Raw genomic sequence first — 21,814 nt, 5'->3', positions numbered from 1 at the left:
GGACGAAATGAATCGCACCAAGCTCATCATTGCTCTGGCGCTTCTTTTGGCAGCGCAGACCGCTGCAAAAGCAGATTCCCGCACCGCACGATTGTGTGGCCCTGATCATGTCAACAAGGTTGCCTCGGACGACGTTCGTCCCAACTCCGGCAGTCACAATGTCGCCAGCCTGAAGTCGATGGATGACCGCGCCATGTTCACCGCTATCGCTGTCACAATCCATCTGACCAACCAGGGGAAGCTAATCACGCTCCCCCAGGTGAAACCCATGACCTCCATGGCCGAATGCAGAGCTTGGACCCATCAACAGGAGTTCATGCGTGTACTCCCCGGCTACCTCGCCACCTTCCATTACTGCGACTGCGCATCCGAACCGTGATTTTGCAAGGTCTGGCTGTTCACGCTTGGGACCGAACCTGGCCTCAAGCGATATCGCCCGAGCTGCGATGAGTTTAACGAGCGAAGGGCAGGCGGAGACATGTCTGTGTCAGGATGGCTGCCGCAGCCGGCATTTACAGTGCAGCCAAATTGCCAATGCCCGGCGCGGTCGCGCGACAAGCGGACCTTCGTGCGATCCGACCTCTTTGGCGGACTGAAGCCGGCGCGTCCATGACCGGACACGGGGCCGACACGCCGATGGAGGTGTTCAACGCCGGCACCACCGATCTCGACGAGCTGGCCATCTTCGTGGTGGATGCCAATCGGCCGTTCTCGTCACCGGCCAGCCTCGACTGAGCCGACATTTCCCGGGTGGCCCGAATGTTTTGGAAGAGCCGAGACGGCACCCAAGCGAAGATCCGCAAGATTCCAGAAAATTTTGGATCTTCGCTTACACGCATCATCGAATGGCAGTTTTGGACCTCAATCCTGCTACAGATGACAATTCCTGGTACTTCCGCTCTCCACCAAAGCGGTTGTCTAACCTCGGGTACCAAGCGTCGGATTCTCACCACCAGTTTGACCGTGGTCTTTTCCGAAAACCGGTTCAGCTATTCGCTGACGCGGACTTTCGGTTCGTGATCATGGCCTACTCGAGCCATTCGGTGATGAAGCTGCCGTTTTCGTGGATGTCGGTGGTCTCCAGCGGGCCTGGGCCGAGATTGGTGAATTTGTGCGGCGTGTTCGGCGGCACGATCAGGATCTGGCCAGCCGACGCCTCGATCTGCCGGTCGCCGACGGTGAACAGGCCGGTGCCAGCGCGGATAATGAAAATCTCGCAATAGGGATGCATGTGCAGCCGCGGGCCGCCGCCGATCTCCGGCAGATGGTTGAAGATCAGGCAGCTTCTGGAGCCGTAGGCGCCGCACTGCAGTTCGCCCTGCCAATGGTCGGGCGAGCGGTCGGGCGTCCTGGCCCATTTGTCGCGGTCGATGACATGCGCCATGAGCCGAGGATAGACCGAGGCTGGGTCTCCTGTCGAGACAACGCAGGCGCTGCTTCGCGGGTTGATTTCGCTCGTTTTCGCCGTGTTCAACATGTGCCCGTCGCCACGCCGTCCGCCGTCGAATTGCGTCCCCGCGACAATCTGCCCTTGTGCCTTCACCCGTCTGGACAAAAACGGGCTTCACGCATAAACCGAAGGCCAATTGCCGGAGGAATTCGCTAGCCTGTTCGCCATGCGCTGTCGGGTTGGCGTGAAAGAGCGGGGAACAAGCCTCGGCCACCGGCACGGAAGAGGCGAAAGGATCAGGCACCCGTGAGCGCAACCGACATCCAGGATCCCAACCGTCGTGATTTTCTCTACGTCGCCACGGGCATGGCCGCGGTGGTCGGCGCCGGTGCCGTCGCCTGGCCGTTCATCGACCAGATGCGCCCGGATGCCTCGACGCTGGCGCTGGCCTCAGTCGAGGTCGACGTCTCCTCGCTGACGCCGGGAACGTCGCTTGTCGTGAAATGGCGCGGCAAGCCGGTGGTGGTGCGCAATCGCACCGAACAAGAGATGAAGGACGGCGAGGCGGTCAATCTGGCCGAGCTCAAGGATCCGCTCGCCCGCAACGCCAATCTGCCGGCCGATGCGCCGGCGACCGACGCCAACCGTACCACGCCGGGCAAGGAGGCCTGGATGGTGATGGTCCAGGTCTGCACCCATCTCGGCTGCATTCCGCTCGGCCAGGAAGGCGAGTTCGGCGGCTGGTTCTGCCCGTGCCACGGTTCGACATACGACACCGCCGGCCGCGTCCGCGGCGGACCGGCGCCGGAGAACATGTCGGTGCCGGTATTCCAGTTCATTTCCGACACCAAGATCCGTATCGGCTGAGGCGAGGGGACATTTCGATGAGCGAGGGACACTCGACCTATACGCCCAAGACCGGTGTCGGACGCTGGGTCGACGCCCGCATGCCGCTGCCGCGGCTGGTCTATGACAGCTTCGTCGCCTATCCGGTGCCGCGCAACCTCAATTATGCGTGGACCTTCGGCGGCATCCTGGCGCTCATGCTGGGGGCGCAGATGCTGACCGGCATCGTGCTGGCCATGCACTACGCGGCGGACAGCAGTCTCGCCTTCGATTCGGTCGAGAAGATCATGCGCGACGTGAATTCGGGCTGGCTGTTGCGCTATCTGCATTCGAACGGCGCGTCGTTCTTCTTCGTCGCCGTCTACATCCACATCTTCCGCGGCCTCTATTACGGCTCCTACAAGGCGCCGCGCGAGCTTCTGTGGATCCTCGGCTGCATCATCTATCTCCTGATGATGGCGACAGGCTTCATGGGCTATGTGCTGCCCTGGGGACAGATGTCGTTCTGGGGCGCGACCGTCATCACCGGCTTCTTCACCGCCATTCCGCTGGTCGGCGAATGGATCCAGCAGCTTCTGCTCGGCGGCTTCGCTGTCGACAACCCGACGCTGAACCGTTTCTTTTCACTGCACTACCTGCTGCCGTTCATGATCGCCGGCGTCGTTGTGCTGCACATATGGGCGCTGCATGTGGTCGGCCAGTCGAACCCGACCGGCATCGAGGTCAAATCGAAGACCGATACCGTCGCCTTCACCCCTTACGCGACCATCAAGGACGCGTTCGGGATGCTGGTGTTCCTGTTCATCTTCGCCTATTTCGTCTTCTACCTGCCGAACTTTCTCGGCCATCCGGACAACTACGTCGTCGCCGACCCGCTGAAGACGCCGGCCCACATCGTGCCGGAATGGTACTTCCTGCCGTTCTACGCGATCCTGCGCGCCATCACCTTCAATATCGGGCCGATCAACTCCAAGCTCGGTGGCGTGCTCGCGATGTTCGGCTCCATCGCCATGCTGTTCCTGGTGCCGTGGCTCGACACCTCGAAAGTGCGCTCGGCGGTCTACCGGCCCTGGTACAAGCTGTTCTTCTGGCTGTTCGTGATCGATGCCGTCCTGCTTGGCTGGCTGGGCTCGCAGCCGGCCGAGGGCAGCTACGTCTTCATGGCGCAGATGGCGACATTGTTCTACTTCGCCTTCTTCCTGGTCGTGCTGCCGGTGCTGGGCCTGGTCGAGAAGCCGCGGCGATTGCCGAACTCGATCACCGAGGCAGTTCTCGAGAAGAACAAGGGTGGCGGTGGCGGGCATCCGGCTCGCGCGACAGCCGCGCCGGAAACCAAGGGCTGAGCATGACGCCGAAAAGTGGAGACCGGTTTTCGGACAAGATCATGCTCGAGACGACGACAGCGCGCCAGAGAATCTCAAGGGGATTTGGTATGAAGACGATTCTCACCTCGCTGGCGCTGCTCGGCCTTGTGCTGGCAGGCACCGCGGCCGCGACCACCGGGGTGATCGCCCAGGAGGAGGCGCACAGCGACGCCGCGCCGACGCATTTCCCGATACACCAGCCGAAGGAGATGGACTGGAGCTTCGCCGGGCCTTTCGGCACCTACGACAAGGCGCAGTTGCAGCGCGGGCTGAAGGTCTTCAAGGAAGTCTGCGCCACCTGCCATTCGATGAAATTGGTGGCGTTTCGCACGCTGGAAGATCTTGGCTATTCGGAAGCGCAGGTCAAGGCGCTGGCCGCCGAGTACACGATCAACGATGGTCCCAACGATGCCGGCGACATGTTCGAGCGTCCCGGCATACCGTCCGACCATTTCCCGGCGCCGTTCCCCAACGACCAGGCAGCAGCGGCCGCCAATGGCGGGGCTGCGCCGCCCGATATGTCGCTGCTGGCCAAGGCGCGCGGCGTCACGCGCGGTTTTCCGCAATTCGTCTTCGACATCTTCACGCAATACGCCCAGGGCGGTCCCGACTACATCCACTCGCTGCTGACCGGCTATGACGAGCAGCCGCCGGCGGGCATGGAGATACCGGAAGGCACTCACTACAATCCGTACTTCATAGCCGGCGTCTCGCTGAAGATGCCCAACCCGCTTTCCGACGATCAGGTGACCTATGACGACGGCTCGCCGCAGACGGTCGACCAGTATTCCCGCGACGTGTCGGCCTTCCTGATGTGGGCAGCCGAGCCGCATCTGGAAGCCCGTAAGAAGACCGGCTTTCGCGTGCTGGTTTTCCTGTTGCTGTTCGGCGCGCTGGTCTATCTGACCAAGCGCAAGGTGTGGGCCGGCGTGGCGCACTGAGCTACGGAAAACCACGAGATCGAAAGGGCGTCGAAGGGCGCCCTTTTTGCATGTTCTGAGGACTGCCTCCGAAGACCGCCTCCGAAGGTAGCCGTCTCCGGTCCTTTGCCGGACAATTTTCTTTCCAGGCGCCACATCGCGGTAGCCGTCGGCGGCCGCGCCGGGTTACGATCGGCCGAAATTCCCCCTCACGTCTTCAAGTCGGACGAACGCCCGGAGAGCCGCCCCATGAAACCTTCGCTCGAAGACACGCTGGTTGCCTCGATCCGCACCATTCCGGACTATCCGAAGCCGGGCATCCTGTTTCGCGACATCACCACGCTGCTAAGCAATGCGCGCGCCTTCCGCCGCGCCATCGACGAGCTGGTGCATCCCTATGCCGGCCAGAAGGTCGACAAGATCGCCGGCATCGAGGCGCGCGGTTTCATCCTTGGCGGCGCCGTCGCCCACCAGCTCTCGGCCGGCTTCGTGCCGATCCGCAAGAAGGGCAAGCTGCCTTACGAGACGGTGCGCGTCGCCTACAGCCTCGAATACGGGCTGGACGAGATGGAGATGCACAGGGATGGCGTGTCTCCGGGTGAGAAGGTGATCCTCGTCGACGATTTGATCGCCACCGGCGGCACGGCAGAGGCAGCGGTCAAGCTGCTGCGGCAGATCGGCGCCGACATCCTCGCCGCCTGCTTCGTCATCGACCTGCCGGACCTCGGTGGTCGCGACAAGCTCGAGGCGCTCGGCGTGCCGGTCAGGACGCTGATCGGGTTCGAAGGGCATTGAAGTGCTCTTTCCTTCTCCCCTTGTGGGAGAAGGTGGCCTCGCGAAGCGAGGTCGGATGAGGGGTGCTGCACGGAGTGCCGCAGTGCCAAGCTGGAGCACCCCTCATCCGTCTCGGCGCTACGCGCCGATCCACCTTCTCCCACAAGGGGAGAAGGAAGAAGGGCGCTCACTCCACCTTCACCAGCACGGCGCTTTCGAACTCGATGACCTTGTCGCCGGTCGAATCGAAAGCTTCCGAGCGCAGCGTCAGCACTCGCCAGCCCGGCCGCGATGCGATGGGGCGGTGGGCAAGCGCGGTGCGGGTGAAGGTCACGGTTTCTCCGGCATAGACGGGTTTTAGCCATTTGAGGTTCTTGAAGCCGGGCGAGGGGCCGAATTCGGGGGCGGGCCCAGCGCCGGCCCAGCGGGCGCCTTCGGCCGCCACGCCGGTCTCGAGGTTCAGCTTCATCCAGGTTGCAGCTGTGTGCCAGCCGGAGGCGCACAGGCCGCCGAACACGCTGTTCTTCGCCGCCTCTTCGTCGAGATGGAATATCTGCGGATCGTATTTCCTGGCGAACGCCTTGATCGCCTCGGGCTCGAATCTATGCGAGCCGAGGGTGACGGTGACGCCGATGCAGAAGAACTCGTCCAATGTCATGAGCGGCCCTGTGCGGCATCACGGGCGAGGAACATGACCGTGTTCTCGAGTTCGAAGACGCCTTCGCCACGCTGGTTGAAAAGCTCGCTGCGCAGAGTGACGAGACCGAGCTGCGGCTTGGATCTGGACAGACGCTTGGCAAGGACGGTGGTGCTGCCGCTCAAGATGTCGCCGGCCAGCACCGGCCTCTTCCACCGGACCTGATCAACACCAGGGGCGCCCTGCGAGGTCGAGTCCAGCAGGAAGGCGTCGCACAGCATGCGCATGAACATCGCGCAGGTGTGCCAGCCGGAGGCCGCCAGCCCGCCAAGGATGCTGGCCCTGCCCGCCGACTCGTCGAGATGCATCGGCTGCGCATCGAACTCTTGCGCGAATTCGATGATCTCGGCCGCACTCACCAGCTTCGTGCCGAGGTCGAGCGAGGCGCCCTCGACGAAATCCTCATAGGCCCAAGTCTTTTCGTTCTTTCCGGTCATGGTCTGGAATCCGGTTCAAGATTGTACGATCGACACGGATCGGGTTTCCCGGATGCAGGCGGGGCGGTCAAGTCATTTCTGGTGCGCCAGGCCATCACGCTCAACGGGAATGGAAGCTCCGAAGCCTCTACAGCCAGCCGCGGCGGCGGAAATACCAGAAGGGCAGGATCGCCGAGAGGATCATCAAGCCAATGGCGAAAGGATAGCCGAAGTTCCAGGTCAGTTCGGGCATGACGTTGAAATTCATGCCGTAGATCGAGGCGACCAGCGTCGGCGGCAGGAAGATGACCGCGGCGACGGAAAAGATCTTGATGATGGCGTTCTGCTCGATCGAGATCATGCCGAGCGTCGCGTCGAGCAGGAAGTTGATCTTCTGCGACAGGAAGGTGGCGTGGTCGGCGAGCGACAGCACATCGCGCGACAAGGTCTTGATGCGCGCGCGGATGTCCTTGCTCATCTTGGTCTGGGTCGAAGCGTGGGTGAGGAAGCCGGCGAGCCGCTGCAGCGAGATCAGGCTGTCGCGGATCGAGGAGGCGATGTCCTCCTTGCGGCCGATGGCTTTCAGCAATTCCTGAAAATCGCGATTGCGCTTCGAAGCCTTGGTCGAGCTTGGCTGGAAGATGTCGCGCGAGATCGTCTCGATATCGCGGCCGGCACGCTCCAGAATGTCGGCGAGGCGGTCGACGATCGCCTCCAGCAGGCCGATCAGGATGGTGTCGCCGCTGGTGCAGCCGGTCGCCACCTTCTCGGCGCGCTGCGGAAACGTCTTGAAGGCCTTCGGTTCGTGGTAGCGCACGGTGATCAGCCTGTTGCCGGCCAGCACGAAGGTGACCGGCGACATCAGGGGATCGTCGGCCTCGGTCTGGGCCGGCAGAATGGCGGTCATGAAATAGGCGCCGTCCTCGACATAGAGGCGGCTCGAAATCTCGATCTCCTCCATCTCCTCGCGCGTCGGAATGGCAACGCCGAGCCAGGCCTCGATGGCCGCTTCCTCTTCCTTTGTCGGGCTCACAAGATCGGCCCAGACGATTTGGTCGCTGTTTGCCAGGAGATCGTCGGCAAGGCGCAGGCGATCATTGTCCACGACGAATGCCTTGATCATCGCCGGGTCTCCGTTGCTGAGGCCAAAAGGATAGGTTGGAGCGGGCGCGTCGTTTCGGATTGCACGCGCTTTCGACGAAAGCAGGGCCGGTGCAGACGCCCCTTAGACCGGGCGTTGCGGGCAGTCAAGCCGCGCCGGAACGGCTCTTCCTTCTCCCCTTGTGGGAGAAGGTGGCCTCGCGAAGCGAGGTCGGATGAGGGGTGTTCCAGCTTGGCACCAGAGAAGGAAGAAGGCGCCGTCGGTCAGCTCAGGTGTTGAACTTGAACAGCATGATGTCGCCGTCCTGGACGACATACTCCTTGCCTTCGTCGCGCGCCTTGCCGGCTTCCTTGGCCGCGACTTCGCCGCCCAGCGTGACGAAGTCGTTGTAGGCGATGGTCTGGGCGCGGATGAAGCCGCGCTCGAAATCGGTGTGGATGACGCCTGCAGCCTGTGGCGCCTTGGCGCCCTTGTGCACGGTCCAGGCGCGCGTCTCCTTCGGCCCGACGGTGAAATAGGTGATGAGCTGCAGCAGCTCGTAGCCGGCGCGGATCACCTTGTTCAGGCCGGGTTCGTCGAGCCCCAGGGTCGCCAAAAATTCCATTTCCTCTTCGTCGCTAAGCTGCGCGACCTCGGCCTCGATCGCCGCCGAAATCACCACGGTGCGGGCGCCTTGCGCGGCAGCCATCTGTTCGACCGCTTCGGTATGTTGGTTGCCGGTGGCAGCATCGGCCTCGGCGACATTGCAGACATAGAGCACGGGGTGCGATGTCAGCAGGTTCAGCCCCTGCAGGATGCGCAGATCCTCCGTGGAGATGTTTTTGAGCAGGATGCGGGCCGGCTTGCCGGCCTGCAGGAGCTCAAGGGCGGCTTCCATCATCGGAAGCACGGTCAGCGCCTCCTTGTCCTTGCCGGAAGCGCGCTTGCGGAACTGCACGATGCGGCGCTCGAGGCTGTCGAGATCGGCGAGCATCAGCTCGGTCTCGACGGTTTCGGCGTCGGCGACGGGATCGATGCGGCCCTCGACATGGGTGATGTCGTCATCCTCGAAGCAGCGCAGCACATGGACGATGGCGTCGACCTCGCGGATATTGGCCAGGAACTGGTTGCCCAGCCCTTCGCCTTTCGAGGCGCCGCGCACCAGGCCGGCAATGTCAACGAACGAGATGCGGGTCGGGATGATCTCCTTCGACTTGCCGATCGCCGCGATTTTTTGCAGGCGCGGGTCGGGCACCGCCACTTCGCCGGTGTTCGGTTCGATGGTGCAGAACGGATAGTTGGCGGCCTGCGCCGCCGCCGTCCTGGTCAGCGCGTTGAAAAGCGTCGACTTGCCGACGTTGGGCAAGCCAACGATGCCGCATTTGAAACCCATTTTTATCCGGTCCTATCGGGAAATCGAAATTTGATGAGGGCTATGGGCGAAACGGGTGACGAACGTCAAGCCCTGCAGCCCCGATCCGTGGCCAGGCTCAATCCTTGCCGCCAAACAGCTTCTTCAGCATGGCGGCCATCGGGCCGGTTTCGGGCAGCTTGGCTGCCGGCTGCTGCTGCCGCGCCTGGCGAACGTGGCTTTGTGCTTTCGGTGCCTTGGGTGGCGGGCGGTCGTCGTCGCCCGTCGGCGTGAGCTTGTCGCGCAAGGCCAGCGTCACGCGATTCATGAAGGAATTGTCGTCGCCCTTGGCAAGCAGTCCGGCATCGTCGGCGATGGTGTCGAGCAGCACGTCCAGCCACTCGCGGTCGGCTTTGGCGAAATCGCCAAGCACATGGCCATGCACCATTTCCTTGACGCCGGGGTGGCTGACGCCAATGCGCACACGGCGGAAATCCTTGCCGACATGCTGCTCGAGCGAGCGGATACCGTTGTGGCCACCGGAACCGCCGCCGACCTTGACCCGCACCTTGCCCGCGGCAAGGTCGATCTCGTCATAAAAGACGGTCAGCGCCGAAGCGTCGAGCTTGTAAAAGCGCAGGGCCTCGCCGACCGACTGGCCGGACAGGTTCATGAAGGTCTGCGGCTTGATCAGGATGATTTTTTCGCCGGCAAGCGTGCCTTCGGCGATCAGGCCCTGGAACTTTTTCGACCAGGGCGAAAAGGAATGGCGGCGGGCGATTGCGTCCGCCGCCATGAAGCCGACATTGTGCCGATTGTCAGCGTATTTCGCGCCCGGATTGCCGAGGCCTGCAAACAGCAGCATCGTCACCTCCGAGCGGAAAGGATTACTTCTCTTCGTCGGCAGGAGCCGCTTCGGGTTCAGCCGCTTCGACCGTCTCTTCAGCCTCCGGCTTCATCGCCGCGGAGCCGGCAATGGTCGCGACGGTGAAGTCGCGGTCGGAGATCACCGGCTTGACGCCGGCCGGCAGCTTGACCGCCGAGATGTGGATCGAATCGCCGATATCGGTGCCGGTTAGATCGACGGTGATGAATTCCGGGATCGCATTGGCCGGACAGTGGAACTCGACCTCGTGACGCACGATGTTGAGCACGCCGCCGCGCTTGATGCCGGGCGACTTGTCCTCGTTGATGAAGTGGACCGGCACGTCGACATTGACTTCGGTGTCCTTGCCGATGCGCAGGAAGTCGACATGGACCGGAAAATCCTTGACCGGGTCGAGCTGGTAGTCCTTCGGCAGGACCTGGATCTTCTTGCCGTCGACATCGATCGTGGCGATTGTGGTCAGGAACCCGCCGCCATGGATCTTGTAGTAGATGTCCTTGTAGGTCAGCGCAATCGCCAGGGGAGGCTGCTTGTCGCCGTAGATTACTGCAGGCACTTTACCGTTGCGGCGAACTGCACGGGCGGACCCCTTACCGACCTGTTCGCGCGCTTCGGCCTTGAGCTCGTAAGAAGCTTGGCTCATGGCATTTCCTTTCGCGTTGTTCTGGAGCGTTCGCGGCCGGCGAGATGCCTGGGCCGTAAACGTCGAAAGCCGTCATGGCCTTACATGATCTGGTCCAAAATCTTTTTTGGGATCACGTGAGGCCGGACAGCCTTCCGCCGCGTTGCCTCCAAGGGTGTCTACGCGGGTGGCGGCTCTATAGCGGAAGGTGGGGCGGGGTGCAAGCCAAAGGCGGGTGGCGAACGCGGGTGGGCAGTGTCTCGCTTTTTGAATTTCGTGCTTGCTCCCGCATTTGCAAAATATTGGGGTTGTGTCCTGAAAGCCGACCGCAATCGACCAGTATCAGATCGGGAACAGGTGTGCGGAAAACAATGCAGCGGCATACAGCCCGACGCCGAAGGACAGATGAGTGATGAGGCCGCGCAGACGCGCGGTGCTCGGATTGTGCGTTTTCGAGGCTGCAATTCCGGCTCCAAAGGCCGGCTGCATTATGAAAAACGGGGCAACGACAGTGGACATGCCGACAACAAGGGCGGGAAGTAATGTCGGGTCTCGTGCCCAGTCGAGGCCCCATACTGCCATCAGCAATGCAGCAAAGATGATGCCGATCGCGTAATGCGCGACCCAGCCAATCGGCGTTTCGCCGCGAATTTGGGGCGCCTGAGCGATATTCGTATGTGCGAAACGTCCTCGCGGAAAGTGGCCGATCCAGCGGCCGACCCAAGCATAATCAAGCGGCGGAATCGCCAACGTTCGTTTCAGAAACAATCCCCAGAGATCCATCACCGCCGTCGCCCCCGTTCCGATCGCGGCTGCGCGGACAACGAACTCCAACTGCTCGTTCATTTTTTGCTCCTGCCTTGTCCATGCTTCCTGTCACGGCGCCAGACACTAGCCGTTTCAAATAAAACGTTCAATGTATTGATTGATCGTTTGATTATTGTATCATGCGATATGAAAAACGCAGATGTCCATCATCCGATCTTTGACGAAATAGCCGATCTCGCCCGCACGCTGGGGCATGCACACCGGCTGGTTCTTCTGCGCCACATTGCCGACGGCGAACTGGCCGTGGAGCAGCTGACGCAACTTTCCGGCATCGCCATGGCCAACACCTCGCAGCATCTTCAACAGCTCAAGCGGGCCGGCTTGGTGCAGACCCGGCGAGACGGGAAACGCGTCCTTTATCGATTGGCCGATGGTCCAATCGAAAACGTGCTTGGGGCGCTGCGCAGCCTTGCGAACCACAGGCGCGAGCAAATCCGCGAGCTTATCGATGACACTATGAGCCGGCCGGACAGGCTGGAGAGCATCTCGCGCGAGGAACTGGTGCGCCGCATGCGGGACGAAGAAGTCGTGTTGCTCGACGTCCGGCCGCAAGAGGAATACGCGGCCGGGCATTTGCCGGGTGCGATCAACATTCCCGTGGGTGAGCTGGAAGAACGACTTGCCGAGCTTCCACGACAGAAGGTCATCGTCGCCTATTGCCGTGGTGTCCAGTGCGTTCTCTCTGCCGACGCGCTGGCAATCCTGAGGGCGCGAGGCTGGGCATCACGCCGGTTCGAAGGTGGCTTTCCCGAGTGGCTGACCCCAAGCCTTGATGTCGACGGCATGAACTACGAAAGCGGCTGACAGAGCCGAAGCCGGCGTCGCCGGGGCAAGCCAACTCAAGGTTCACCCGATAGTGGTTCCAGCTTCGAGCTTCCTCGCCTCCTTCATGTTCGGCAAAAAAACCGTCAGCAGCCCGAGCAGCGGCAAATACGAGCAGACCTGAAAGACGAAGTCGATGCCTTTCATGTCGGCGACGACGCCAAGCACAGCGGCGGCGATGCCGCCCATGCCGAAGGCGAAGCCGAAGAAGATGCCGGCGATCATGCCGACGCGGCCGGGCACCAGTTCCTGGGCGAAGACGACGATGTTCGAGAAGGCCGAGGACAGGATCAGGCCGATCAGCACGGTCAGGATCATCGTCCATTCGAAATTGGCGTAGGGCAGGGCCAGCGTAAACGGCAGCACGCCGACGATCGAGAACCAGATCATCGGCTTCTGCCCGTAGCGGTCGCCGAACGGGCCGCCGAGCAGGATGCCCAGCGCCGAGGCGCCGAGGAACAGGAACAGCATGACCTGCGACATCTGCACCGAAACGCCGAATTTATCGATGGCGTAGAAAGTGTAGTAACTGGCGAGGCTGGCAACGTAGGCGTTTTTTGTCAGCACCAGCAAGGTCAGCACCGCCAGCGCGCCCATCACCCTGCGGCGCGGGAAGGGCGAGACGAAGCCTGCCGCCTTGCGGTTGGCTAGCGAGGCGCGCAGCCGGCTGTACCAGCCGCCGACCCGCCACAGCACGACGATGCCGATCAGCGATCCGGCGGCGAACCAGGCTATGCTCGTCTGGCCGAACGGCACGACGATGAAGGCGGCGAGCAGCGGCCCGATGGCCTGGCCGAGATTACCGCCGACCTGGAACAGCGATTGCGCCAGGCCGAACCTGCCGCCCGAGGCGAAGCGGGCGATGCGCGAGGATTCAGGGTGGAAGATCGCCGAGCCGATGCCGATCAGCGACGCGCCGATCAGCAGCAGCCAATAGTGTCCGGCATAGGCCAGCACGATCAGGCCGATCAGCGAGGACGCCATGCCGTAGGGCAGCGAATAGGGCATCGGCCGCTTGTCGGTGACCATGCCGATCAGCGGCTGCAGCAATGACGCCGTCACCTGGAAGGTGAAGGTCAAAAGACCGATCTGCCAGAAATCGAGACGGTAATTGTCCTTCAGCAGCGGATAGATGGCCGACAGCAGCGACTGCATGATGTCGTTGACACAATGGCAGAAGCTCACCGCAAGGATGACGGTGAAGGCCGTCGCTTGCGCCGAAGTGTGGCTGGCCGTCGCCGGCGTGGCGGCGGAGGTGGCTGTCGTATCAGTCAACGCAGGCTCCATGGTCTTTTTGGCGGACGCTCCCGCAGGCGGCCCTTATGGCCCCGCTGCCTTATAAGTTACTTGCCGGGCGACTTCTTTCGTGGTTTGGTCCAATAGTTTCGCGAGTGGGCCAATAGCCAATGCCGCATGGCAAAGAAATCTTCAAAGCGGGCGACACCGATCTCGGCCAGTTCACCGATCTCGGGCTGTTGCGCCGCTGGCAATGGCTGGAGCAGGCTGTCGGGCCGGCGGTGGCCCTGCCGACCGAATTTCCCGACGGCTACCACGTTCCGCAGCACCGTCACAGCCGCAGTCAATTGCTGCATGCGCTTGTCGGCGTCGTGCTGGTGACGACGCGGCATGGGCGCTGGATGGTGCCGCCCGATCATGCGATGTGGATACCCGCCGGCACCGAGCATTCCGTCGAGATGCTTGGCGACGTCAGCATGCGCTCGGTCTATGTGATGCCGGACGCCATTGCCGGGCTGCCGGATGGCTTGCGCGTCGTCGGCATCACCGATCTGATGCACAGCCTGATCGTGGAATCGGAAAAGCTGCCGCAGGGCGCCGAGTTGGAGGGGCGCGGCGGGCTGATCATGAGCCTGCTGCTGCATGAAATCCCGAACCTGCCGGAACGGCCGCTCGGCCTGCCTTTTCCTTCGGATCCAAGGCTTGCGGCACTGTGCCGGCGCTTCGTCGCAGCACCCTCGCCGCACGCGACGATCGACGAATGGGCCGATATTGTCGGCATGAGCCGGCGTTCCTTCACCCGCGCCTTTCACCGCCAGACCGGATTGTCGTTGTCGACATGGCGCCAGCAGGCCTGCCTGTTCGCGGCCTTGCCGCGGCTGGCGGACGGCGAGCCGATCACAAGGGTAGCGCTCGATCTCGGCTATGACAGCGTGCCGGCCTTCATCACCATGTTCAAGCGCATGCTGGGGGCGTCGCCACGCGGCTATATGCGCGGCTCAAGGGACAACATCAGGGTGCCGAACGCTAGCGCATGACCCCGAACCTTTTCGGAGAGGATCATGCGCAAAATCAAGGTGCTACAGCGTCCTTTGCGCGTCTCTGGACGCGCGGCGCTGTATCGCGGGCAGATTTCAGTCGAACAGGCTCGACACCGACTCTTCGGTCGCCGTGCGCGAGATCGCCTCACCCATCAGGTCGGCGATGGAGACGACGCGGATGTTGCTGGCGTCGAGCACCGCCTGGGTCGGCTGGATGGAATCGGTGATGACCAGTTCCTGCAGCTTCGAGGCGCCGATGCGGGCGATGGCGCCGCCGGACAGAACGCCATGGGTGGTGTAGGCGGTGACGCTGGTGGCGCCGGCGGCAAGCAGCGCATCGGCCGCATTGCACAAGGTACCGCCCGAATCGATGATGTCGTCGATCAGCAGGCAATCCTTGCCGCGCACGTCGCCGATGACGTTCATGACTTCCGATTCGCCAGGGCGCTCGCGACGCTTGTCGACAATGGCAAGCTGGGCGTCGATGCGCTTGGCGAGCGCGCGGGCGCGGACCACGCCGCCGACATCCGGCGACACGACCATGACATTGGCAAGCCGCTTGTATTTCGCCTTCACATCGCGGGCCATGACCGGCACCGAGAACAGATTGTCGGTCGGGATGTCGAAAAAGCCCTGGATCTGGCCGGCGTGGAGATCCAGCGTCAAGACGCGATCGACCCCGGCACGCGTGATCATGTTGGCGACCAGCTTGGCCGAGATCGGCGTGCGGCCCGAGGCGCGGCGGTCTTGCCTTGCATAGCCGAAATAGGGAATGACCGCCGTGATGCGCTTGGCCGACGAGCGCATGAAGGCATCGATCATGATGAGCAGTTCCATCAGGTGATCGTTGGTCGGGAACGAGGTGGACTGCAGGATGAAGACATCCTCGCCACGCACATTCTCCTGTATTTCGACGAAGATTTCCTGATCGGCGAAGCGCCTGACGCTGGCTTTGCCCAGCGGAATGTTGAGATAGCGGGCGACCGCTTCGGCCAGCACCCTGTTGGAATTGCCCGCGAAAAGCTTCATGCACCGTTCCTGGTGAAGGATGGAGACTCTGGCAGACTCTCTTGAGCCCCTTAGTCGGGGCTTTTAGCGGCCCGTGCCGGTATTGCAAGCGTCGTGATCGGAATCCGCCGGCTAATCTCAATAAACATGAACGGCGAGGAAAGCCGGCAACATGTCAGCCGGCAACATGTCAGCCCGCTTGCCCGCCAAGCCATGTGGCAAACTGGTCGATCGTCTGGTCGGCGATCGATTGCATGGTCTCCGGCGCGACTGCAGCCCAGCCTTCGCCATCATTGACCGAGGGCGCCTTCTGCTGGCCGTTGATGCGATGCAGCCGGTTGCCTGCCGGGTCATAGACGTCCCAGACATAGATGACGGTGGTATCCTTGCCTTCCGACATCGTCGAGAAATAGCCTTTCAGCACATGCGTCGGGGTCTGTCCGGCGCTTCCTGCCAAGGTGATGCCGCGCTGCTTGGCTCGCGTCTGAAGCTGCGCGGTCAATGGTGTCGCGGCTTCCACCGAGGCGCCGACGATCGGCGCCACCTGCAGGCGGGTGCGTGCGATGACGGCGGCGCTTTTTGCCGGCAGCTCGGTTGCGGGCTGTGCCGTCGCGGAAGGCTGTGTTGTCGCGGAAGGCTGGGCGGTGGCTGCAGGTGCGGTCGGCGTTGCAGCCGTGCCGCTTCCGGGCGTTGCCACGGCCTGCGTCGACTGCGGGGCGATGGCCGAGGGTTCGAGAACGTCCTTCGCGTTGGTGCAGGCGGCCAGCGTCAGCGCCGCGAGCAATGACACGGTCGTCGCATGCGATCGCCTCATTTGCCTCAAAACTCCCTGGCGATGAACGCCTCTTTGCATTCTTACCATTATGGATTCATTGCACAATCAAGTCGAGATCATGGCGGGACAGCGGCTTCGGCTGCGATTCAGTCGTCAGATAGGTGCGGCCAAGCGTCATCGCCGTCTCGGTTTCGGAGTCCATGATGATCATGTGGGCGAACAGCGTCATGTTCGGCGCGATCGGTTCGGGATTGCCCTGATAGAACATCGGCATGTCCATCCATGATGGGGTGAAGCGGGCGCCGAGCGAATAGCCGCAGGCGTTGAGCCGGTGCTTGGTCAAATTGTGCGCCTCGAGCGTGCGGGCATGCGCGTCGAACACGTCGCCGAAGGTATTTCCGGGCGTCATCGCCTTTTCGACCGCCAGAAGTGCGGCGCGCGCCGCATCGAACAGTTCCTGGTGACGTTTCGACACTTTGCCGGTCAGCACCGTGCGCATCATCGCCGCATGGTAATGGTGGAAGACGCCGGCCCATTCGAGCGTCAGCTGGTCGTTCTTGCTCAGCTTGCGGCGGCCAGCCTTGTAACGGCAAAGCAGTGCGTCCACGCCGGAGCCGATGATGAACTCGTTGGCCGGATAGTCGCCGCCGCCGGCAAAGATCGCGCCCTGCATGGCGGCAAGGATCAAGGCTTCGTCGCCACCCTGCTTGATCAGCGGCAGGGCCGCGTCCAGAGCGTCGTCGGCGAGATTTGCGGCCTTTTCCACCTTGGCGATTTCGGCCGGGCTCTTGAACAGGCGCAGCCGGCTGACGATGCCGGACGCGTCGGCGATCTGGCCAAAGGTCTGCAATTGCTCGTCCAGGCGCCGGCCATTGTAGGCGGTCAGCCCGTGGGTGTCGTATTCGACGCCGATGCGGGCGCCGAGCAGGTCGAGGTCGTTGAGCAGATTGCGCAGGTCGATCGCCGGATTGGCGCCGTCGCGGTCGGTCCACAGCACGATGTTGTCGATGATCGAGGTGTGGCGCGCCTGGCGCAGATCGGCCGAGCGCGTGAGCAGGATCATCGAGCCGTCTGCCTTCACCACCAGGCACTGGAAGAAGCAGAAGCCGAACGTATCGTAGCCGGTCAGCCAGTACATGCTCTCCTGCGCAAACAAAAGGACGGCGTCGAGCTTCTTCTCGGCGATCTCGATCATCAGCCGATCGCGCCGCGCGTCAAATTCCGACCGTTCGAAATGCAGCGCCATTATTCTGTCTCCAAAACGATTGCCGAAATCTGCCGCCCGTAATCCGGCTCCTTGCGATGGGTGCTGCGCCGGTAGGAATAGAACAGATCCTCCTCGGCGTAGGTGCAGCGGCCGAGCCCATCGGCGGTGACACCGGCCCGGGTCAGCCGATCGACCGTATAGCGGTTGAGGTCGAACATTGCATGTCCCGGCTTCGCCGAGGGCGCGAAATAGCTGATATTGTCGGCATCTGCCTCGACAAAACGAGCGATGAATTCCGGGCCGACTTCATAGTTTTCCGGGCCGATGGACGGGCCGAGAACCGCAACGATGCGCTCGCGCCGGGCGCCGAGGCTTTCCATTGCCGCAATGGTGTTTTCCAGCACGCCTGACAAGGCGCCCCTCCAGCCGGCATGGGCTGCGCCGACGATTCGTGCATCGGCATCGGCGAACAGCACCGGTCCGCAATCGGCCGTCGAGGCGCCCACCGCAATCCCCGGCCGGTCGGTGACGACGGCGTCGGCCCTCGGCCGCTCGCCGGAAAAAGGCTCCCTGGCGATGACGACGTCGGGCGAATGGATCTGGTGGGCGGTCAACAGATGGCTTGATGGCACGCCCATCCAGTCGGCGACGCGGCGGCGGTTCTCGGCGACCTGCGTCTGGTCGTCGCTCGAGCCGGTGCCGATGTTGAGGCCCTGATAGATGCCGCTGGAGACGCCGCCGACGCGGGTGAAATAGCCGTGGCGAATGCCTTGCGCCCGCGCTTTCTCCAGCAAGGGCGACCGAACGGGATCCGGTTTCGTCTGATTCAGCATGGCTGCGTTGTTGTCCGTGAGAGCGATTTCGTCAAGCGACAGTCGAAAGATGGCAACGGTCCAACGGCGACAGTCGGAAGACGGGAGAGTGGGAGAGGCGGCAGTGAAAAGTCAATCCGCCGTTGCAAAGGGCGGAACGGCGATGCCGGCAGGCAGGACAGCAAGCACCTTGAACAGGTCGCCCATGGCTTGCGGGCCGGCGAGGCGTTCGACCTCGCCCGCAATCTTTTCGCGAGCCGCCTCATTGGCATTGGCGCCGAGCTGGCCGGCGCGTTCGAGAAGCCCCATTTCCACCAGGAATTCGCCTTGCGTGGAGAGATGGGCATCGAGGCCATGCGCCCGCACAACCGCGGCAAGGGCGGCGAAATCGACATGGGCGGTGAGATCGGCTTCGCCCGGATTGGCCAGCACATCTTCGTGATCGTGCCTGCGCAGGGCCTGCAACGTGTCGCCGATCCCTGGCTGGAGGTAGCCATAGTCGAGGAACAGGCCGGCGCCGCCGAGCCCGGCCAAGCGCTCGGCGATGGTCGCCATCAGCGCGGCTCGGGCCGGCGCGACCTCGACGATCGCGCCCTGTGGCGCGTTTTCGGCATCGTCCGGCAACAGTGTTGGATCGACCGAGCCGGCGCCGGCGAAGACGTGCAATTCGTCGGCGCCATCGAGGCCGATCATCCGTTCGCGCCAGCCTGTTCCGGCGCGGACGAACTGACGGATCGGCACCGCGTCGAACAATTCGTTGCCGACGATGAAAAGCGGGGTCTGCGGCAGCGTGTCGATGCTTTCGTGCCAGCCGATCGCGGCCGGCGTGGCGACAAGCGTTTGCCTTTGGACATCGGCCAGTCGCGGACTGGTCTCGATCATGGCGAACGATGCACCGGCGGTCAGCGCCGGATCGAGCCGCGAAAGCGTGCGCAGCATGTCCTTCATCAGCGTGCCGCGGCCGGGGCCGATCTCGGCGATGGTGGCCGGCATCGGCCGGCCGGTCGCCAGCCAGGCTTCGTAGAGCCAGACGGCGATCAGCTCGCCGAACATCTGGCTGATCTCCGGTGCGGTGACGAAGTCGCCGGCAGCCCCGAACGGCTCGCGCGTCGTATAGTAGCCGTCCAGCGGATCGAACAGGCAAAGCGCCATGTAGTGGTTGACGGGGATCGGCCCCGCCGCACCGATCAGCTCGACGATGCGGGTTTTCAGCCGCGTCATACCGGCTGTGGCTGTGTTACCGCCCTAGGGCGACGTGCGTCCATTTGGAAAGTACGCCCTGGCACTTTGATTCTACGCATCGTGCTTCCCCAAAATCGATTCCGATTTTTGGGCCGATGCGGTAGCGGTCACCATCGCCCAGATGCCGGCCAGCAGCATCGGCAGCGACAGCACCATGCCCATCGTCAGCCAGTTGGTGCCGAGGAGGTAGCCGAGCTGCTGGTCGGGCTCGCGGAAGAATTCGACAAGGATGCGCGAGAGACCGTAGCCGGCGATGAAGGCGCCGCCGACGAAGCGCGGCGTCTTCAGCTTGAGCCTGGAATGGGTGAGGAAGCGCAGGACCAGGAACAGCACCAGGCCTTCGAGCAGCGCCTCGTAGAGCTGGCTCGGATGGCGCGCAAAGGGCCCGCCATTGGGGAATTCGACAGCCCATGGCACGTTGGTCGGCCGGCCCCAGAGTTCGGAGTTGATGAAATTCGCCATGCGGACGAGGCCAAGGCCGACCGGCACGCCGGCCGCCACCACGTCGAACAGCGACCATGTGCGGATGCCGCGCGACCAGGAAAACAGCGTCATGGCGAGAATGACGCCGAGCAGCCCGCCATGGAACGACATGCCGCCCTGCCAGACGGCAAGGATATCGAACGGTTGAGCGATGTAGCGCGGCAGGTCGTAGAACAGCACGTAGCCGACACGCCCGCCAAGCACCACGCCGATAGCCGCCCAGACGATGAAGTCGTCGAGATCCTCGGGCCGCATTGGCATGGTGCCGTCGGGCCAGAGCCTAGCATTGGTGACGAGCCGCTTGGCATACCACCAGGCGAAGAGAATGCCGACGATGTAGCCGACGCCATACCAATGCACCGCCAGCGGTCCGATCTGGACGATGACCGGGTCGATGTTGGGGAAGGGAAGGGCGGCCAGCGGCAGCATAAGATATTCGCTCAACAGGATCTCCCGGTTGCGATCACGTTCGGGCGCGGACCATGCGGCAGGGTTTTGGCCCGGTCAAGGCGACGCTGGCGCGGCAAATACGGCTTCGGGAAGCAGGCTGATCGTGCCGGTACTGCCGCCTCACAGCTTGGTCCCGGCCAATGCCCTGTATTTGGCCTCCAGGCGGTCAAGCACCTCTTCCGCAGGCTTCACCCGCCCTGCGTCGGCATCGCCGATGCCCTTGGCGAGCGCGGCGTCGCGTGCGGCAAGACGCTGGTCCAAATTCGCACTGAAAGCCATTGCAGTCCCCGTCAGAATGCTCTTCCTTGGATGGTACCAGCTATGGCTTGCGAGACTAGGTCAAATTGCATCGACTTGATGACGCAGCAGCCTCAACGTTCTTGCATTCCGCGTCGCGCGCCACTACGTCAAATCGAGCAAGCGAGGATTTGCCATGTCGACCGGACCGAACCGCATTCTCGATGAGTTCGCCAAGCTGATGACCGACGCTGCGGGTGCCGCGCAAGGCGTGCGCCGCGAAGTGGAAACCGCCTTCAAGGGGCAGGCCGAGCGTGTTCTCAACTCGATGGACCTGGTGCAGCGCGAAGAATTCGAGGCCGCCCGCGACATGGCGATAAAAGCCAGGGAAGAAAACACCCGTCTCGCTGCGCGCATCGAGACGCTCGAGGCAAAGCTCGCCGAACTGACCGGGCAGGCCGCGCCTGCGGCTGCGGCAAAGCCCAGACCAAAAAAATAACGTTAAACTTTTCCACAAAGCACAATCGCAAAAAGCGCTTTGTCGTGAATCGCTTACCGGCATTGCGTGAATCTTTGTGACAGCGGCTTTCCACATGCGAATGACGCAGTGCGAAAAATTGGGCTGGTCACGCGACTCCCGATCAATAGACTGAATTTGTTGCATGATTCGGAGCAGGGTCATGCGCCGGGCGGTAGGGTCCGGTCTGGGGTCTTTGTGCGTTGACGAAGTCCCGGCCGTCCGAGTTCTAGACAAAATTGTTCGTTGTGGGTGCCCCGCCGGCCGAGGCGAAGGAACGACAGGAAGCATTCATGGAACTTCTCGAACTCGAATTCTCGCGCGAAATCCATCCGGTGGATGTTATCGAGCAGGTGGCGCACAACAACGACTGGTCCTTCGAACGGGCCGGCGACGACGAGATTTCGATTTCGGTTGCCGGAAGCTGGACCGACTACCACGTCTCATTTTCCTGGATGGAGGATTTCGAGGCGCTGCATCTGGCCTGCGCTTTCGACATCAAGGTGCCGGAGGCGCGCGCGCTCGAAGTGATGCGGCTGCTTTCGCTGATCAACGAGCAGATGCTGTTCGGCCATTTCGACCTCTGGGAGCAGGAGGGCGCGATCATGTTCCGCCAGTCGCTGCTGCTCGCCGGCGGGGTCGAGCCGTCGAGCCAGCAGGTCGAGGTGCTGTTGTCGTCGGCGCTGGAAGCCTGCGAATGCTACTTCCAGGCGTTCCAATTCGTCGTCTGGTCGGGAACCTCGGCCAAGGATGCGCTGGCCGGCGTCCTGTTCGAGACCTACGGAAACGCCTGAGCCAGGTCCTGATCCG

25 protein-coding genes and 1 pseudogene are annotated in these 21,814 nt (G+C 62.7%); 10 read left to right on the top strand and 16 right to left on the bottom strand.

Translation table 11 applies throughout. The annotated features are described in order from the left end of the window. Window positions 1–7 precede the first annotated feature (7 nt). Together AC0L17_RS24010 and AC0L17_RS24005 are read left to right on the top strand one after the other, a co-directional pair. Window positions 8–379 carry a hypothetical protein gene (locus AC0L17_RS24010; protein WP_473517633.1) on the top strand — a complete coding sequence of 124 codons (372 nt, stop codon included), beginning with the start codon at window positions 8–10 and terminating at the stop codon, window positions 377–379. Between the two features lie 230 nt (window positions 380–609). Next, on the top strand, window positions 610–735 hold the full coding sequence (locus tag AC0L17_RS24005; protein WP_473517632.1) for a hypothetical protein: 126 nt from the start codon (window positions 610–612) through the stop codon (window positions 733–735). A 292-nt stretch (window positions 736–1,027) separates the two neighbouring features. Here AC0L17_RS24005 and AC0L17_RS24000 read toward each other — a convergent pair whose 3' ends face one another. After that, window positions 1,028–1,384 (bottom strand): cupin domain-containing protein, encoded by a 357-nt coding sequence (locus AC0L17_RS24000; RefSeq protein WP_473517656.1) that lies wholly within the window; start codon window positions 1,382–1,384, stop codon window positions 1,028–1,030. 312 nt (window positions 1,385–1,696) lie between these two features. Between AC0L17_RS24000 and petA the strand changes: the two genes are divergently transcribed. From petA to AC0L17_RS23980, 4 genes are all read left to right on the top strand, one after another. Further along, window positions 1,697–2,257, top strand: coding sequence for a ubiquinol-cytochrome c reductase iron-sulfur subunit (gene petA, locus AC0L17_RS23995; RefSeq protein WP_077380015.1), 561 nt, complete (start codon window positions 1,697–1,699; stop codon window positions 2,255–2,257). A 17-nt stretch (window positions 2,258–2,274) separates the two neighbouring features. Beyond that, window positions 2,275–3,579: a cytochrome b gene (locus AC0L17_RS23990; protein ID WP_473517631.1), complete on the top strand. Its 1,305-nt coding sequence runs from the start codon at window positions 2,275–2,277 to the stop codon at window positions 3,577–3,579. Between the two features lie 89 nt (window positions 3,580–3,668). Further along, window positions 3,669–4,541, top strand: coding sequence for a cytochrome c1 (locus AC0L17_RS23985; RefSeq protein ID WP_473517630.1), 873 nt, complete (start codon window positions 3,669–3,671; stop codon window positions 4,539–4,541). Between the two features lie 228 nt (window positions 4,542–4,769). Continuing rightward, complete coding sequence (locus AC0L17_RS23980; protein WP_473517629.1) at window positions 4,770–5,315, top strand: adenine phosphoribosyltransferase; 546 nt, start codon at window positions 4,770–4,772, stop codon at window positions 5,313–5,315. A gap of 166 nt (window positions 5,316–5,481) precedes the next feature. Here the strand turns inward: AC0L17_RS23980 and AC0L17_RS23975 are convergent, their stop codons facing one another. The 7 genes from AC0L17_RS23975 to AC0L17_RS23945 all read right to left on the bottom strand — a co-directional run bounded on the left by AC0L17_RS23975 (window position 5,482) and on the right by AC0L17_RS23945 (window position 11,193). Then, window positions 5,482–5,952: a MaoC family dehydratase gene (locus AC0L17_RS23975; protein WP_473517628.1), complete on the bottom strand. Its 471-nt coding sequence runs from the start codon at window positions 5,950–5,952 to the stop codon at window positions 5,482–5,484. Continuing rightward, on the bottom strand, window positions 5,949–6,428 hold the full coding sequence (locus AC0L17_RS23970; RefSeq protein ID WP_473517627.1) for a MaoC family dehydratase: 480 nt from the start codon (window positions 6,426–6,428) through the stop codon (window positions 5,949–5,951). The genes AC0L17_RS23975 and AC0L17_RS23970 overlap by 4 nt, the downstream gene beginning before the upstream one ends. Before the next feature lie 127 nt (window positions 6,429–6,555). After that, window positions 6,556–7,530 (bottom strand): magnesium/cobalt transporter CorA, encoded by a 975-nt coding sequence (gene corA, locus AC0L17_RS23965; protein ID WP_473517626.1) that lies wholly within the window; start codon window positions 7,528–7,530, stop codon window positions 6,556–6,558. Window positions 7,531–7,777: 247 nt separating this feature from the next. Continuing rightward, complete coding sequence (ychF, locus tag AC0L17_RS23960; protein ID WP_473517625.1) at window positions 7,778–8,881, bottom strand: redox-regulated ATPase YchF; 1,104 nt, start codon at window positions 8,879–8,881, stop codon at window positions 7,778–7,780. Between the two features lie 97 nt (window positions 8,882–8,978). Then, the gene (gene pth, locus AC0L17_RS23955; RefSeq protein WP_473517624.1) at window positions 8,979–9,704 is read right to left on the bottom strand and encodes an aminoacyl-tRNA hydrolase; all 726 of its coding nucleotides are present in this window, start codon (window positions 9,702–9,704) and stop codon (window positions 8,979–8,981) included. 22 nt (window positions 9,705–9,726) lie between these two features. Then, the gene (locus tag AC0L17_RS23950; protein ID WP_023799895.1) at window positions 9,727–10,368 is read right to left on the bottom strand and encodes a 50S ribosomal protein L25/general stress protein Ctc; all 642 of its coding nucleotides are present in this window, start codon (window positions 10,366–10,368) and stop codon (window positions 9,727–9,729) included. Between the two features lie 321 nt (window positions 10,369–10,689). After that, window positions 10,690–11,193 carry a DUF2938 domain-containing protein gene (locus AC0L17_RS23945; RefSeq protein WP_473517623.1) on the bottom strand — a complete coding sequence of 168 codons (504 nt, stop codon included), beginning with the start codon at window positions 11,191–11,193 and terminating at the stop codon, window positions 10,690–10,692. Window positions 11,194–11,196: 3 nt separating this feature from the next. On the opposite strand from AC0L17_RS23945, the gene AC0L17_RS23940 reads away from it, so the two are divergent. Further along, window positions 11,197–11,979 carry an ArsR/SmtB family transcription factor gene (locus AC0L17_RS23940; protein WP_473517622.1) on the top strand — a complete coding sequence of 261 codons (783 nt, stop codon included), beginning with the start codon at window positions 11,197–11,199 and terminating at the stop codon, window positions 11,977–11,979. A 42-nt stretch (window positions 11,980–12,021) separates the two neighbouring features. On the opposite strand, the gene AC0L17_RS23935 is transcribed toward AC0L17_RS23940, so the two are convergent. After that, window positions 12,022–13,272 carry an MFS transporter gene (locus AC0L17_RS23935; RefSeq protein WP_473517621.1) on the bottom strand — a complete coding sequence of 417 codons (1,251 nt, stop codon included), beginning with the start codon at window positions 13,270–13,272 and terminating at the stop codon, window positions 12,022–12,024. 131 nt (window positions 13,273–13,403) lie between these two features. Between AC0L17_RS23935 and AC0L17_RS23930 the strand changes: the two genes are divergently transcribed. Next, complete coding sequence (locus tag AC0L17_RS23930; RefSeq protein WP_473517620.1) at window positions 13,404–14,270, top strand: AraC family transcriptional regulator; 867 nt, start codon at window positions 13,404–13,406, stop codon at window positions 14,268–14,270. Between the two features lie 96 nt (window positions 14,271–14,366). On the opposite strand, the gene AC0L17_RS23925 is transcribed toward AC0L17_RS23930, so the two are convergent. The 7 genes and pseudogenes from AC0L17_RS23925 to AC0L17_RS23895 all read right to left on the bottom strand — a co-directional run. Next, on the bottom strand, window positions 14,367–15,302 hold the full coding sequence (locus AC0L17_RS23925; RefSeq protein ID WP_023799890.1) for a ribose-phosphate pyrophosphokinase: 936 nt from the start codon (window positions 15,300–15,302) through the stop codon (window positions 14,367–14,369). A gap of 169 nt (window positions 15,303–15,471) precedes the next feature. Continuing rightward, on the bottom strand, window positions 15,472–16,095 hold the full coding sequence (locus tag AC0L17_RS23920; protein ID WP_091598398.1) for a hypothetical protein: 624 nt from the start codon (window positions 16,093–16,095) through the stop codon (window positions 15,472–15,474). A gap of 55 nt (window positions 16,096–16,150) precedes the next feature. Next, window positions 16,151–17,302 (bottom strand): M24 family metallopeptidase, encoded by a 1,152-nt coding sequence (locus tag AC0L17_RS23915; protein ID WP_091598395.1) that lies wholly within the window; start codon window positions 17,300–17,302, stop codon window positions 16,151–16,153. Next, the gene (pgeF, locus tag AC0L17_RS23910; protein ID WP_473517619.1) at window positions 17,302–18,096 is read right to left on the bottom strand and encodes a peptidoglycan editing factor PgeF; all 795 of its coding nucleotides are present in this window, start codon (window positions 18,094–18,096) and stop codon (window positions 17,302–17,304) included. The genes AC0L17_RS23915 and pgeF overlap by 1 nt, the downstream gene beginning before the upstream one ends. 111 nt (window positions 18,097–18,207) lie before the next feature. Beyond that, window positions 18,208–19,296, bottom strand: coding sequence for a class I SAM-dependent methyltransferase (locus AC0L17_RS23905; RefSeq protein ID WP_473517618.1), 1,089 nt, complete (start codon window positions 19,294–19,296; stop codon window positions 18,208–18,210). Window positions 19,297–19,368: 72 nt separating this feature from the next. Beyond that, on the bottom strand, window positions 19,369–20,244 hold the full coding sequence (gene lgt, locus AC0L17_RS23900) for a prolipoprotein diacylglyceryl transferase (protein ID WP_473517617.1): 876 nt from the start codon (window positions 20,242–20,244) through the stop codon (window positions 19,369–19,371). Between the two features lie 126 nt (window positions 20,245–20,370). Next, a pseudogene (locus AC0L17_RS23895) lies at window positions 20,371–20,508 on the bottom strand (type II toxin-antitoxin system ParD family antitoxin); the annotation flags it as partial. Between the two features lie 175 nt (window positions 20,509–20,683). Here AC0L17_RS23895 and AC0L17_RS23890 point away from each other — a divergent pair. Beyond that, on the top strand, window positions 20,684–20,986 hold the full coding sequence (locus AC0L17_RS23890; RefSeq protein ID WP_473517616.1) for an accessory factor UbiK family protein: 303 nt from the start codon (window positions 20,684–20,686) through the stop codon (window positions 20,984–20,986). A 311-nt stretch (window positions 20,987–21,297) separates the two neighbouring features. Then, a complete protein-coding gene (locus AC0L17_RS23885; protein WP_006202532.1) occupies window positions 21,298–21,798 on the top strand; it encodes a type III secretion system chaperone family protein in 501 nt (166 codons plus the stop codon). The last annotated feature ends 16 nt before the right edge of the window (window positions 21,799–21,814 follow it).

This window comes from Mesorhizobium sp. WSM4829, assembly GCF_055811475.1.
This window is presented reverse-complemented; position numbering and strand designations above follow the sequence as displayed.

What these genes read in the sequence shown, in the direction of transcription:
- AC0L17_RS24010 (WP_473517633.1), top strand. Translation starts at nt 8, where the DNA reads ATGAATCGCACCAAGCTCATCATTGCTCTGGCGCTTCTTTTGGCAGCG.
- AC0L17_RS24005 (WP_473517632.1), top strand. Translation starts at nt 610, where the DNA reads ATGACCGGACACGGGGCCGACACGCCGATGGAGGTGTTCAACGCCGGC.
- AC0L17_RS24000 (WP_473517656.1), bottom strand. Translation starts at nt 1,384, where the DNA reads ATGGCGCATGTCATCGACCGCGACAAATGGGCCAGGACGCCCGACCGC.
- AC0L17_RS23990 (WP_473517631.1), top strand. Translation starts at nt 2,275, where the DNA reads ATGAGCGAGGGACACTCGACCTATACGCCCAAGACCGGTGTCGGACGC.
- AC0L17_RS23985 (WP_473517630.1), top strand. Translation starts at nt 3,669, where the DNA reads ATGAAGACGATTCTCACCTCGCTGGCGCTGCTCGGCCTTGTGCTGGCA.
- AC0L17_RS23980 (WP_473517629.1), top strand. Translation starts at nt 4,770, where the DNA reads ATGAAACCTTCGCTCGAAGACACGCTGGTTGCCTCGATCCGCACCATT.
- AC0L17_RS23975 (WP_473517628.1), bottom strand. Translation starts at nt 5,952, where the DNA reads ATGACATTGGACGAGTTCTTCTGCATCGGCGTCACCGTCACCCTCGGC.
- AC0L17_RS23970 (WP_473517627.1), bottom strand. Translation starts at nt 6,428, where the DNA reads ATGACCGGAAAGAACGAAAAGACTTGGGCCTATGAGGATTTCGTCGAG.
- corA (WP_473517626.1), bottom strand. Translation starts at nt 7,530, where the DNA reads ATGATCAAGGCATTCGTCGTGGACAATGATCGCCTGCGCCTTGCCGAC.
- ychF (WP_473517625.1), bottom strand. Translation starts at nt 8,881, where the DNA reads ATGGGTTTCAAATGCGGCATCGTTGGCTTGCCCAACGTCGGCAAGTCG.
- pth (WP_473517624.1), bottom strand. Translation starts at nt 9,704, where the DNA reads ATGCTGCTGTTTGCAGGCCTCGGCAATCCGGGCGCGAAATACGCTGAC.
- AC0L17_RS23950 (WP_023799895.1), bottom strand. Translation starts at nt 10,368, where the DNA reads ATGAGCCAAGCTTCTTACGAGCTCAAGGCCGAAGCGCGCGAACAGGTC.
- AC0L17_RS23945 (WP_473517623.1), bottom strand. Translation starts at nt 11,193, where the DNA reads ATGAACGAGCAGTTGGAGTTCGTTGTCCGCGCAGCCGCGATCGGAACG.
- AC0L17_RS23930 (WP_473517620.1), top strand. Translation starts at nt 13,404, where the DNA reads ATGCCGCATGGCAAAGAAATCTTCAAAGCGGGCGACACCGATCTCGGC.
- AC0L17_RS23925 (WP_023799890.1), bottom strand. Translation starts at nt 15,302, where the DNA reads ATGAAGCTTTTCGCGGGCAATTCCAACAGGGTGCTGGCCGAAGCGGTC.
- AC0L17_RS23920 (WP_091598398.1), bottom strand. Translation starts at nt 16,095, where the DNA reads ATGAGGCGATCGCATGCGACGACCGTGTCATTGCTCGCGGCGCTGACG.
- AC0L17_RS23915 (WP_091598395.1), bottom strand. Translation starts at nt 17,302, where the DNA reads ATGGCGCTGCATTTCGAACGGTCGGAATTTGACGCGCGGCGCGATCGG.
- pgeF (WP_473517619.1), bottom strand. Translation starts at nt 18,096, where the DNA reads ATGCTGAATCAGACGAAACCGGATCCCGTTCGGTCGCCCTTGCTGGAG.
- AC0L17_RS23905 (WP_473517618.1), bottom strand. Translation starts at nt 19,296, where the DNA reads ATGACGCGGCTGAAAACCCGCATCGTCGAGCTGATCGGTGCGGCGGGG.
- AC0L17_RS23890 (WP_473517616.1), top strand. Translation starts at nt 20,684, where the DNA reads ATGTCGACCGGACCGAACCGCATTCTCGATGAGTTCGCCAAGCTGATG.
- AC0L17_RS23885 (WP_006202532.1), top strand. Translation starts at nt 21,298, where the DNA reads ATGGAACTTCTCGAACTCGAATTCTCGCGCGAAATCCATCCGGTGGAT.